Source organism: Achromobacter sp. 01N37 (assembly GCF_056399725.1).
The window spans coordinates 595,517-607,091 of sequence record NZ_JBFTRX010000001.1; the positions used below are offsets into that span (position 1 = coordinate 595,517).

Sequence of the window (11,575 nt, forward strand, 5' to 3'; positions counted from 1 at the left end):
TGACCAGGCCGCACGATGATCCGTCTTATCCGACTGATTGACCGCGTCTCCACCTTCGTCGGCAAAACCTTTGCCTGGCTGATCGTGGTGCTGACCCTGCACGTGTGCTGGGAGGTGGCGGCGCGGTATCTGCTGAATCAACCCAGCGCGTGGGCGTTCGACTTGCAGATGATGTATTACGGCATCCTCTTCATGATGGCCGGCGCCTACACGCTGGCCAAGAACGGCCACGTGCGCGGCGACATCCTGTACGGCTTTCTGCCGCCGCGCGTGCAGGCGGGGTTGGACCTGGTGCTGTTCATCGTGTTCTTCTTTCCCGGCGTCATCGCGCTGGTGTGGGCGGGCTGGTATTACGCCGCCTATTCGATTGCCATCGGCGAGCATTCGTCGCTGATGGCCAACGGGCCGCCCATCTATCCCTTCAAAGCCTTCATCCCCATCGCAGGCGCGTTTCTGCTGCTTCAAGGCGTGGCTGAAGTGTTGCGCTGCGTGCTGTGCCTGCGGCGCGGCGCGTGGCCATCGCGCGAAGAAGACGTCGAGGAAGTGGACGTCGACAAGCTGAAGAAGATGGTGCATGTGAAAGACGAAGACATCGCCCAGCTTGACCGCTATGTGACGACCCCAGGGGAGCCCCGCCGATGAAGATCCACAAGGCGTTGTGGTTTGGCCTGTCATGCATCGGGATCGTGCTGGCGATGATCGCGTTCCTGACGCCGTGGGGCGAGCTGACCACGGGGCATATCGGGCTGCTGATGCTGGCGCTGATCGTCGTGGCCATCATGCTGGGCTTTCCGACGGCGTTCACGCTGATGGGCATGGGCGTGCTGTTCACGTTCCTGGCCTATTACATGCAAAGCGCGGACGCGGGGCGGTCGATTGGCCAGACGCTGGACCTGATGGTGCAGCGCACGTACGCCACGATGACGAACGATTCGCTGATCTCGATTCCGCTGTTCGTCTTCATGGGGTATCTGGTTGAACGCGCCAACCTGATCGAAAAGCTGTTCCGGTCGATGCATCTGGCGCTGGCGCGGCTGCCCGGCGCGCTGGCGGTGGCCACGCTGGCCACGTGCGCCATCTTCGCCACTGCCACTGGCATCGTCGGCGCGGTGGTGACGCTGATGGGGCTGCTGGCCATGCCCGCCATGTTGAAGGCGGGTTATAGCGTGCGGCTGACGGCGGGCGCCATCACGGCGGGCGGCTGTCTGGGCATTCTGCTGCCGCCGTCGGTGATGCTAATTGTCTATGGCGCCACCACGGGCGTGTCGGTGGTGCAGCTGTACGCGGGCGCGCTGTTTCCGGGCATCATGCTGGCCGGGCTGTACATGATTTACGTGATCATCGTGGCCAAGCTGCGCCCCGACATGGCGCCGCCGCTGCCGGTCAGCGAACGCGGCGTGCCACTGTCGCCCGAAGCGAAGATGCTGGAGGCCACCGGTTACACACGCGCGCTGACCGGCATGGTGGCGGCGCTGTTCAAGGGCCGGCGCAATCGCGACGTGCCGTTCGGTTTTCTGGTGCGCAACATGGCGACGGTGCTGGCGCCGCTGGCGGTCACCGTGCTGCTGGTGGCTGTGGTGCATCACGGGCTGACGCGGCCTTTGGTGGAATATGAAATCCCGGCCGAGTTGCAGCTGGGGTCGGGCGGGTTTGATTCAGGCGGATTTGATTCGGGAGGGGCCGAGGGCGGATTGAGTGAACCGCCCGCCGATGGCCTGGCCGAACCGCCGTCTTCGGAAGCTGCGCCTTCGGCTGCCGCAGCACCGGCCCCCTCCACCCCCAACCCCGCAGCCGAACCTGCAACCGCCGCCGCCAACGACACCCGCCCCGCACCCACCGGCTTCTGGATCTTCGCCGCCATCTGCGCGGTCATGCTCGCCGTGTTCTACGCCGCGCTGACGTGGGCGCGGCTGGAAATCTTCAAGATGCTGATGGGGTCGTTCTTCCCCTTGGCGGTGATGATCGCCGCGGTCTTGGGCTCCATCGGGTTCGGCTTGGCGACCCCTAGCGAAGCCGCCGCCATGGGCGCGATGGGCGGCGCCTTGCTGGCGCTGGCGTACCGGCGGCTGAACTTGCCGGTGCTGCGCGAATCGGTCTTCCTCACGGCCAAGACCAGCGCGATGGTGTGCTGGCTGTTCGTGGGCTCATCCATTTTTTCGGCGGCCTTCGCGCTGCTGGGCGGCCAGCGCATCATCGAAGAATGGGTGCTGTCGCTGGGGCTGACGCCAATCCAGTTCCTGCTTTTGGCGCAGGCCATCATCTTCCTCTTGGGCTGGCCGCTGGAGTGGACCGAGATCATCGTGATCTTCATGCCCATCTTCGTGCCGCTCTTGAACGCCTTCGGCATCGACCCGTTGTTCTTCGGCCTGCTGGTGGCGCTGAACCTGCAAACGGCGTTCCTGTCGCCACCCGTGGCCATGTCGGCGTTTTATCTGAAGGGCGTGTCGCCGCCGCATGTGACGCTGAACCAGATCTTCCTGGGCATGATGCCGTTCATGGGAATTCAGGTTGTGGCGATCTTCCTGTTGTACATGTTCCCGGGTATCGGGATGTGGCTGCCCACGGTGCTGTACCGATAGGCGGGTGATCCAAAAAGACCGGCCAATGCGAAACCTGGCCGGTCGGCGTATGCTTTCGTCAGCACCATCCTGGACACACTAACAGGGAAGCTGACGATGACATCCACACCCCCCTTAGCACAGCAGGCACGGCCGTTGGAGATCGGTGATATCACCGTCATCGACAACTCCAAGCTCAAGAAGGCCGTGACGGCCGCGGCGCTTGGCAATGCCATGGAATGGTTTGATTTCGGCGTCTATGGGTTTGTCGCCTTTGCGTTAGGCAAGGTTTTTTTCCCCGATGCCTCGCCCGCCGTGCAGACGATTGCCGCGCTGGGCACCTTCTCGGTTCCGTTCCTGGTCCGCCCCTTGGGCGGCGTTTTTTTTGGCGTGATGGGCGACAAGTTCGGGCGGCAGAAAGTGCTGTCGCTGACGATCATCATCATGGCGATCAGCACCTTCTGCATCGGGCTGATTCCGTCCTATCAGTCCATCGGCATCTGGGCGCCCGTGCTGTTGCTGGCGTGCAAGCTGGCGCAGGGGTTTTCGGTGGGGGGCGAGTACACGGGCGCGGCGATCTTCGTGGCCGAGTACGCGCCCGACCGCCAGCGCGGCTTTCTGGGCAGCTGGCTGGATTTTGGTTCTATCGCCGGCTTCGTGCTGGGCGCAGGGATGGTCGTTCTGCTGCAAACCATATTGCTGGAGCAGACCTTCCTGGAATGGGGCTGGCGCGTGCCGTTCTTCGTGGCGGGGCCGTTAGGCCTGCTTGGCCTGTACTTGCGCCATGCGGCGGAAGAAACGCCCGCGTTCACGCAGCAGCTGGAAAAAATGGAAAAGGAAGACCAGGACGCGGTGCAAGAGCGGCCCACGGTTTCCTTTCGCGAGATTTTTTCCAAGTACCGCAAGGCGCTGCTGATCTGCATCGGCATGGTGCTGGTGACGAACATCACCTACTACATGCTGCTGACGTTTATGCCGACCTACCTGACGAGCAATCTCGGGTATTCCGAAGAGCATGGCGTGCTGATCATCATCGTGGTCATGATTGGCATGCTGTTCGTGCAGCCCGTCGTCGGGTTCGCCAGCGACAAGGTCGGCCGCAAGCCTTTCCTGCTGGCAGGCAGCGTGGGCCTGTTGGTGCTGGCGGTGCCGGCCTTCAAGTTCGTGGGCAGCGACAACACCGGGCTGATCTTTCTGGGCCTGCTCTTCATTGCCGTGTTGCTCAATTGCCTGACGGGCGTCATGGCTTCGACACTGCCCGCGCTGTTTCCGACACGCATCCGCTACAGCGCGCTGGCCAGTTCCTTCAACGTGGCGATCATCATCGCCGGCTTGACGCCGACGCTGGCGGCCTGGCTGGTCGAAGAAACGGGCAACCTGATGATGCCCGCCTATTACCTGATCGTGGCCGCAACCATCGGCTTGATCACGTCGTTCTTCCTGCCTGAAACCGCGAACCGGCCGCTGCGGGGCGACACGCCCAATGCGTCCAGCAAGCATGAAGCGAAAGCGCTGCTGCAAGAGGCCTACGAGACCATCGAGCAACGCGTGCAGGACGTCGATGCCGAAATCGCGGAACTGGAAGACAAGCTTGAAGCGCTGCGGCAACGGCGCCAACAGCTTGCAGACCGTCATCCGTCATTGGAGTAGCGCGCCTGCCGGGCGGGCGGAATCGCGGAGACGCGGGTTTGCTGACTTGCCGAATCGCAAAGCCGCAGACCCGCAGATCCGCCGATACGCAGATTCGCCTACTCGGTGACCAGGTACGCCTGGCCGCCGGGTTTCACGATCGGCGCCAGGTCTTTGAACGGCACCGTCGCATGCGTGCCCAGGCAGATGCCCATCGCGTGGCCGATGCCGGAGATCGACAAGGTCAAAACGCCGGGGGCTTCGGTGCCCAAGGCCAGATAGCTGGGCCACAAGTCCGAACACCCTTCCAGGGATTCGTCTTCGGTGGCGCCCTTGAGGGCGTCGTCGGCCAGCGGCGCGCGCGCTTTTTCCATCAACGCCAGCAGCGTGGGCGTTTCCTTGCGCCAGCCGTTTTCGTCCGGCACGTAAGCGTCAAAGATGCGGTTCCAGTCCAGGTATTCGCCGCGCAGCAGATCAAACGTGTAGGGCTCGAAATGGTTGTCGGGGTGTGCGCCGCCACAGTACAGGCTGCCGGATTCCGTCACGGTCATGAGCGCGGGCGACAACCACTGCACGGTGATGCTTTCTTCGTCATAGCTGCCCAAGGTGCCGGCGGCCGGGTTGCCGTTGGTATACGCGGACGACATGCACGCCAGCGCGGCCAGGTTCATTTGCCAGTGGCGTTGTTCAAGCAGGCGGTTGATGCGGGTCAGCACCTGTGGGTCGGGATGCCGGCTCAAGCGCGGATAGCTGAATTTGGTGCGCGGGTCGCGCCATAGCTGGTACGCCACAGGGCCTGCGCCGCTGTCTTGGCCGATGGGTACCGCGTGGCCGGCAAGCTTCAGGGTTTCGTAGGGTGCGTTGCCGGCATTGATGCCCACGTGGCGATTGATACCGCTGCCCATCCCGCCGCTGATCGCGTCGGTGACGGCCTGCGCGCTGTCGGGCGTCAGTTTGTCGGGATCGTAATCCGCCACACGGCGCAGGCTGAACGTGCGCGTTTTGCCCGTGCGGGCGTCTTTCCATTGCCCGCGATAGCCGCTGGCATCGCGCTCGCCTTGCCACGTCGCGGCAGGGTCTGTTTCGGGATCTTTGCCGGAATCAGCCACTTCAAAGAAAGGCTTCGGCTCAACCAGCGCCTGCGCCGTGCCTTGCAAGGGAATGTCGACGCCGTGCTTCGGATAGAAGTAGCGCCCGGTCAGTTCGCCATTGGCGCCCGCCTGGCTATCCAGCTCCATGACCACATCGCCCGCGCCCTGCAGCGTGCCGGTGTAGACAGTGCGTGAAGCGGCATCGGCCGTGCCCCCAAACAGCGGCAACACGGCCAGCGCCAGGGCGCCAAGCAGCAAAGGGGGCGGGCGGCGAGCGGGCAGGGTCATGGGAAGGGGTCAGTCTTCAGCAGCGGACAACGTGACCTGTCCGAAAGTCATCCACACAAAGGCGGTCTCAGACGCTTGCGCCCGGTACGTGCCGGTGGCTTCACCCAGGCGCATCGCAACGGCCGTGAATTCCCAGGCCAGCGCGTCGTCGCACTGCACCTTGCGATGCGAATACGCGGGCAAGCCATGCGCACGGCCAAACGCCAGCGCCAGTTGCGCGTGCTCCGACAATTCGGCGGGCACGGAAGGATGGTCCCAACCCCACAGAAAGCTGCCGTCCGCCGTGTTCGACGTACCCACAATCTGCACCGGCGCCGTCGCGGTAATGCCGCCCGGCAGTTGGAACACAATGCTCTCTTCGTCCATGTCCACCGACCACTGCTCGGCCTCGTCCAGATGCCAGGTGGCGCAGTGCGCGCTGGTAGCGGCTTGCATGCCCTCCAGGCTTTGGGCAATGAAGGCTTGAACGTCAAAAGGCTGCGTGGTGTCGGTCATGCTTGGCGGTTCTTCGTAGGGGAAAAATCAGGATGATAGGGCATTGGGGCGCGGCAATACGTAGACATTCGTGTCGCGGTGGTAGTGCTGTTCTTGGGCGCTGAACACAAAGCCCAGTTTTTCCAGGACGCGCCCGGATGCATGGTTGCCGGGCCAGACCACGGCCACCAGTTGGGGCACGTCCAGCGTGCGCCACGCGTAGTCGCATAGGAGTTTGCCGGCGAGCGTTGCGTAACCGTGGCCCCAGGCCGCGCGGCTCAGACGGTAGGCCAGTTGAAGCCGGCCAGAGTCCTCAAGCGGAACCAGGCTGATCCAGCCGACGGCGACTTGGCCTACGACGATGGACCAATGGCCGATAGCGGTTTGCGGTTCGGCCAGCCATGCCAGAAGCTCCTGCCGCCGCGCCTCGGTAGCGGGCTTGACGCCCGTGCTGTGCTGCATGACGGCCGGGTCGGCTTCCATGGCCAGAATCATGGGCACGTCGCCCGCTTGCACGCGACGCAAAGTCACGGTGGTGGACGGGGTAAGCATGGGCGCGGGTGGGGTAGTCAAGGCCATGCCAGATGATACCGGCGCTTGGATGACGTGTACGAAAAGGGGCGTTTGCATCAAACTAATTAGGTGCCTTACTATCTGTCGCTGAATCAAATCAGGAACGCGATCTTGCTCCCCACGCCACCCATGCTTGAACCCAAACACCACGCGCTGCTGGACGAAGCGGCGCGGCGCGGGTTGGACTCGGCCGACGACATCGGCCTGTGTTTTCAACTGCTGTCTTTAGCCAATGCGATCGACCGCGATTGCGCGGCTCGTCTCGCGCCGCGCCAGCTATCGGAAGGGAAATTCGTGCTGTTGTTCCTGTTGCACGAGCAGGCGGAGGGGTTATCGCCGCATCAGTTGGCGGACGGGGCGGGCGTGACGCGCGCCACCATTACGGGCTTGGTGGATGGGCTGGAACGTGACGGCTATGTGTCGCGGCAGGCGGGCACTGAAGACCGCCGCAAAATCACGGTGGCTTTGACCACCAAAGGAAAATCCATGGCGGCGAAATTGTTCAAGGAGCACACGGACTGGATCGCATCCTTGTTCGGCAACCTGAGCGCACCCGACAAGGCGCAGTTAAGCGAATTGCTGGCGCGCGTCTGGCACGGCACCGACACCGGGCGTGCCGCGTTGCGAAAGGGCCAGCGATGAGCGCCGGCGCATCGACCCCCGCGAAGCGCAACGCCGCTTCGCCTGCTACGAAGCGCACCGCCGCTTCGACCACGACTAAGCCCGCCGGCCGGGGTGTGAAAGACATCAGCCCGGCCCGTCTGGCGCAGCTGAATGCGGGCGCGCCCGCCACCACGTTGACGGAGTGCCTGGCCGTGGACTTCGCCGCGTTGATGCAGGCGGTGGCCCCGCAAGTCGGGCGCGACGCCATGGCGCAGATGCAGGTGGAAGCAAGCACAGGCATTTCCAAACGCATGGCGGTGGCGGCGCGCTTGTTGAATGATCAACTTGGGCCTGATTGCGAACCGATGCTGGCGGCGCATGCCTCTGACACGGTGCGCGGTTGGGCGTGCTTCGTGGTCGGCGGGGTTCCGGATTTGACGCCTGGCGAACGTCTGGAACGGATTCGCCCCTTGGCCGACGATGCGCATTTTGGCGTGCGCGAATGGGCCTGGCTGGCGGTGCGCCCGTGCTTGGCCGCCGAACTGGAAACGTCTTTGCAAGCCCTGCAATCATGGACACAAGACCCGTCGGAACGGGTGCGCCGCTTTGCCAGCGAATGCCTGAGGCCGCGTGGCGTCTGGTGCGCCCACATTGCGGCGCTGAAGTCTGATCCAGACCAAGCCTTGCCGCTGCTTACGGCATTGCGCGCCGACCCCGCCGTTTATGTGCAGGACTCGGTCGCGAACTGGCTTAACGACGCCAGCAAAGATCAGCCGGACTGGGTGCGTGAGGTGTGCGCGCGTTGGCTGGCCGGCCAGCCGTCCGCCGCAACCGAGCGCATCTGCAAGCGCGCACAGCGTTCGATTGCGGCGTAACCGCTCAAAGCTGGCTCATTCCGCCATCTACGATGATCTCGGTGCCGACAATGAACGCGGATTCCGGCGCGGCCAGATGCAGCACGGTCGAGGCCAGTTCTTGCGGGGTGCCGAAGCGGCCCAGCGGAATCTGCGACTGGATACTGGCGGCGGTTTTCTCCAGCGTGTCCGCGTCCAAACCCAGCTTGCCGTAGATGGGGGTTGCGATCGGGCCAGGGCTGACCACATTCACGCGGATGCCGCGCGGTAGCAACTCTGCCGACAAGGTCTTGGCCAGCGAGATCAGCGCGGCCTTGCTGGCGGCGTAAATGCTGGATGCCGGCATACCGATGTGCGCGTTGATGGAGCCATTGAGCACGATGGACGCGCCCGGGTTCAACAGCGGTTCCAACGCTTGCAGCTGGAAGAACACGCCCTTGATGTTCGTGTTGAAGGTCTGGTCCCAGAGGTCTTCGGTGGCGTCCGCCAAGGATGCGAACTTGGCGATGCCGGCGTTGACGAAGACGGCGTCCAGGCGCACGTCCGCGGCCTTCAATGCCTGGGCCAGCGCGGCGGCGGCCCCCGGGGCGCCTGCGGCGTTACGGATGGCCAGGGCGTTGCCGCCCAGCGCGGCGCGGGCGCTTTCCAGCGCGGCTTCGTCGCGGCCGGTGACGATGACGCGGGCGCCTTCGTCGGCGAAAGCTTGGGCTGCCGCCAGGCCGATACCGCTGGTGCCGCCGGTGACCAAAACGGTCTTATGTTCAAAACGGTTCATGGTGATCTCCTTGGGAGTCGTTCGATAAGGTGTAGCCATGTTGCGCCTGGGCTGGCGCTTTGTCGTACGATCTTTCGGATGAACACGTTCGAAGGAATCGCACATGTTGACGGCAAATGAACTGGCGCTGCTGGAAGCCATCCGGGACAGCGGCAGCCTGTCCCGCGCGGCGGTGAAACTGGGGCGGGCGCCCTCATCGGTGTCGCACGCGGCCCGCCAACTGGAAGAACGCTTTGATGCCTTGCTGTTTGACCGCCGCCGCTACCGGCTGCAACTGACGCCGGCCGGTCAATTACTGGCCGACGAAGCCGCCCGGCTGATGCTGGACGTGTCGCGGCTGACACAGCGCGTCAAACAAGTGGCCAGCGGCTGGGAAGACCGGCTGCATATCGTCAGCGATGAGATCCTGGAATTCGAACTGATATCGCCCTTGATCCACGCGTTTGACCGGCTGAATTCAGGAGTCAGCCTGCGTCTGACGCATGAAGTGCTGGGCGGCACGTGGGAAGCGTTGCGGGAAGGCCGGGCCGACCTGATCGTGGGGGCGACGAACGAGCCTCAGTCTATGCCGAACCTGCAATGGGCGGAACTGGGCGCAATGGAATGGTTGTTCGCGGTGTCGCCGCGTCATCCGCTGGCCAAGCTGAAACCCCCTTTGCGGCAGGACCAGATTCAACAGCATCGCGCGGTGGTGGTGGCCGACACGTCGCGCACCAGCGCCGCGCGGGGTTACGGGCGGGTAGGGGGGCAGGCGGTGCTGGCCGTACCCAGCATGCGCGCCAAGATCCTGGCGCAGCGCGACGGGCTGGGCGTGGGCTGGCTGCCGCGCCATCGCGTGGCGTCCCTGCTGGCGCGCGGTGAGCTGGTGGAAAAAGCGACCGAGACCCCGCGCGAGCCCAACCTGCTGTATCTGGCATGGCGCGGCGGCCACGAGGGGCGCGCGCTGCAATGGTGGCTGGAGCAACTGCGCCAGCCCACGATGGCGGCGGCGCTGATGCGGGGGATCGATGTCGGGTGATTGACGCGGTGGATTGATGTCAGGGCTACATCTCGACCTTGATGCGAGATGGGATTCCAGGAGTCATGAAATGGCGTGTGGCGATGTTGCGCCGCCTCGATTAGAACGCGACTAATTCGTGTTATCAAACACCACGCAACGAGCCCGTCGTGTCCGACCCCGTTCCCGCTACCCCCGCGCACGACGCAATCCATACGCTCTATGTCGACCACCATCGCTGGCTGCTCGGCTTTTTGCGCCGCCGCCTTGGTGGATCGGACCACGCGGCCGATCTGGCGCACGACACCTTTGAACGCATCATCGGGGTGGACCCACAGCCCATCCTGGCGCAGCCGCGCGCCTATCTCACGACGGTCGCCAAGCGCCTGCTGTTCCGGCACCACCGCCGCAGCGTGATTGAAGCGGCGTATCTGGACGTGCTGGCCGCGCGCGGCGAACCCTGCGAACCGTCGGTGGAATCGCGGCTGATCGTGGTCGAAACGCTGGTGGAACTGTGCCGCCTGATCGATGGCCTGGATGCGCGCACGCGCGCCATTTTTCTGCTGGCGCAACTGGAAGGCTTGTCGTACCCCGAGGTCGCGCGGCAGACGGGTCATACGCTGGATGTGGTGAAGAAGGCAATGTCCAAAGCCTTGCAGCGCTGCTTCAGCGTGATGTACGGCTAGGCGGGCCGCCCCATGTCTTCATCGTCCACATCCGCGCTGCCCCGCAGCCAGCCCGCCGTGGTGACTGCCGCGGTGGACTGGCTGATCTGTCTGCAATGCGATCCCACCCCCGCTGAGCTGGCGCGCTGGCAGGCGTGGCGCGAGGCCTGTCCTGACCACGATGTGGCGTGGCAACGCGTGACGTCGATGTCGCAGGTGCTGGATGCGCACGCGGCCAAGCTGCCGGGCGCGTTGGCGAGCCAGGTCGTCGAGCAGATCAGCCGCTCGCATAGCGGCCGGCGCCGCGTGCTGCTGGCCTTGTTGGGCGTGTCGGTCACGGGGGCCTTGGTGGCGGTGTCGGGCGAGCCCGCGCCGTGGCGGGTGTGGACGGCGGCCTATCGTTCCGGCGTGGGTGAGCGCCGCTTGCTGACGCTGGAAGACGGCACCCGCCTGATGCTGAACACCCGCAGCGCCGTCGATACGCGTTTCGATGCGCAGGCGCGCCGCATCGTGCTGGTGGAAGGCGAGATCCAGATTGAATCCGGGCAGGACTCGGCGGGCCGGCCACTGATTGTCGAGACGCGCAGCGGTTTCGTCAGCCCGATCGGCACGCGCTTTATCGTGCGCCAGTTGGGCGACGAGGCGCAGACGCACGTCTCCGTGCAGGAAGGCGCCGTGCGCATTCAGACGCGTCTGGGCGGAACCGAGCTTCGGCTGAACCGCGGAGAGCGCACGTCTTTTGACCGCTACAGCGTGGACGCGGCGCAACCCAGCCCCGATAACGCCGACGCCTGGACCAGCGGCATGGTGTTCGCCGACAACTGGCGGCTGGGTGACTTTCTGTCTGAACTACGCCGCTACCGGCGCGGCTTCCTGCGTTGCGATCCCGCGGTGGCCGAGCTGCGGGTGACCGGGGCCTTCCCCGTTCAGGACACAGACAAAGTCTTGCGGCTGATCGAAAAAATCCTGCCTGTGCGTGTGCATACCCGCAGCGCTTACTGGGTGACGGTGGGGCCGTGACGGCGGTGCGCGACTATTTTGTAACAGGCCGGCACCGTTTTGCGACTC

12 protein-coding genes are annotated in these 11,575 nt (G+C 64.4%); 8 read left to right on the forward strand and 4 right to left on the reverse strand.

The features are described 5' to 3' along the window. The first annotated feature begins 15 nt into the window (after window positions 1-15). The 3 genes from AC1DSJ_RS02550 (at window position 16) to proP (ending at window position 4,208) form a co-directional block, all read left to right on the forward strand. Window positions 16-642 carry a TRAP transporter small permease subunit gene (locus AC1DSJ_RS02550; protein ID WP_175169119.1) on the forward strand — a complete coding sequence of 209 codons (627 nt, stop codon included), beginning with the start codon at window positions 16-18 and terminating at the stop codon, window positions 640-642. Further along, a complete protein-coding gene (locus AC1DSJ_RS02555; protein ID WP_441370945.1) occupies window positions 639-2,579 on the forward strand; it encodes a TRAP transporter large permease in 1,941 nt (646 codons plus the stop codon). Before AC1DSJ_RS02550 ends, AC1DSJ_RS02555 begins: the two co-directional genes overlap by 4 nt. A gap of 96 nt (window positions 2,580-2,675) precedes the next feature. Then, entirely contained in the window at window positions 2,676-4,208 is a 1,533-nt protein-coding gene (proP, locus tag AC1DSJ_RS02560) for a glycine betaine/L-proline transporter ProP (RefSeq protein ID WP_175169117.1), read from the forward strand. Window positions 4,209-4,306: 98 nt separating this feature from the next. Here proP and AC1DSJ_RS02565 read toward each other — a convergent pair whose 3' ends face one another. The 3 genes from AC1DSJ_RS02565 to AC1DSJ_RS02575 are packed head-to-tail and all read right to left on the reverse strand — an operon-like array spanning window position 4,307 to window position 6,619. Next, window positions 4,307-5,566, reverse strand: a complete 1,260-nt coding sequence (locus tag AC1DSJ_RS02565) for a hypothetical protein (RefSeq protein WP_441370946.1) — start codon at window positions 5,564-5,566, stop codon at window positions 4,307-4,309. Between the two features lie 9 nt (window positions 5,567-5,575). Then, the gene (locus tag AC1DSJ_RS02570) at window positions 5,576-6,061 is read right to left on the reverse strand and encodes a DUF6882 domain-containing protein (protein WP_054421497.1); all 486 of its coding nucleotides are present in this window, start codon (window positions 6,059-6,061) and stop codon (window positions 5,576-5,578) included. A 27-nt stretch (window positions 6,062-6,088) separates the two neighbouring features. After that, a complete protein-coding gene (locus AC1DSJ_RS02575) occupies window positions 6,089-6,619 on the reverse strand; it encodes a GNAT family N-acetyltransferase (RefSeq protein ID WP_441370947.1) in 531 nt (176 codons plus the stop codon). Window positions 6,620-6,742: 123 nt separating this feature from the next. Here AC1DSJ_RS02575 and AC1DSJ_RS02580 point away from each other — a divergent pair, with 123 nt between their 5' ends. Next, entirely contained in the window at window positions 6,743-7,255 is a 513-nt protein-coding gene (locus AC1DSJ_RS02580) for a MarR family winged helix-turn-helix transcriptional regulator (RefSeq protein WP_175169529.1), read from the forward strand. Next, window positions 7,252-8,091 carry a DNA alkylation repair protein gene (locus tag AC1DSJ_RS02585; protein WP_441370948.1) on the forward strand — a complete coding sequence of 280 codons (840 nt, stop codon included), beginning with the start codon at window positions 7,252-7,254 and terminating at the stop codon, window positions 8,089-8,091. Before AC1DSJ_RS02580 ends, AC1DSJ_RS02585 begins: the two co-directional genes overlap by 4 nt. 4 nt (window positions 8,092-8,095) lie before the next feature. Here AC1DSJ_RS02585 and AC1DSJ_RS02590 read toward each other — a convergent pair whose 3' ends face one another. Beyond that, a complete protein-coding gene (locus AC1DSJ_RS02590; RefSeq protein ID WP_054421501.1) occupies window positions 8,096-8,845 on the reverse strand; it encodes an SDR family oxidoreductase in 750 nt (249 codons plus the stop codon). Window positions 8,846-8,948: 103 nt separating this feature from the next. On the opposite strand from AC1DSJ_RS02590, the gene AC1DSJ_RS02595 reads away from it, so the two are divergent. The 3 genes from AC1DSJ_RS02595 to AC1DSJ_RS02605 all read left to right on the forward strand — a co-directional run bounded on the left by AC1DSJ_RS02595 (window position 8,949) and on the right by AC1DSJ_RS02605 (window position 11,527). Continuing rightward, on the forward strand, window positions 8,949-9,863 hold the full coding sequence (locus AC1DSJ_RS02595) for a LysR family transcriptional regulator (RefSeq protein ID WP_342066038.1): 915 nt from the start codon (window positions 8,949-8,951) through the stop codon (window positions 9,861-9,863). A 149-nt stretch (window positions 9,864-10,012) separates the two neighbouring features. Beyond that, the gene (locus tag AC1DSJ_RS02600; protein WP_054421505.1) at window positions 10,013-10,528 is read left to right on the forward strand and encodes a sigma-70 family RNA polymerase sigma factor; all 516 of its coding nucleotides are present in this window, start codon (window positions 10,013-10,015) and stop codon (window positions 10,526-10,528) included. 12 nt (window positions 10,529-10,540) lie between these two features. After that, entirely contained in the window at window positions 10,541-11,527 is a 987-nt protein-coding gene (locus AC1DSJ_RS02605) for a FecR domain-containing protein (protein ID WP_441370949.1), read from the forward strand. Window positions 11,528-11,575: the final 48 nt, after the last annotated feature.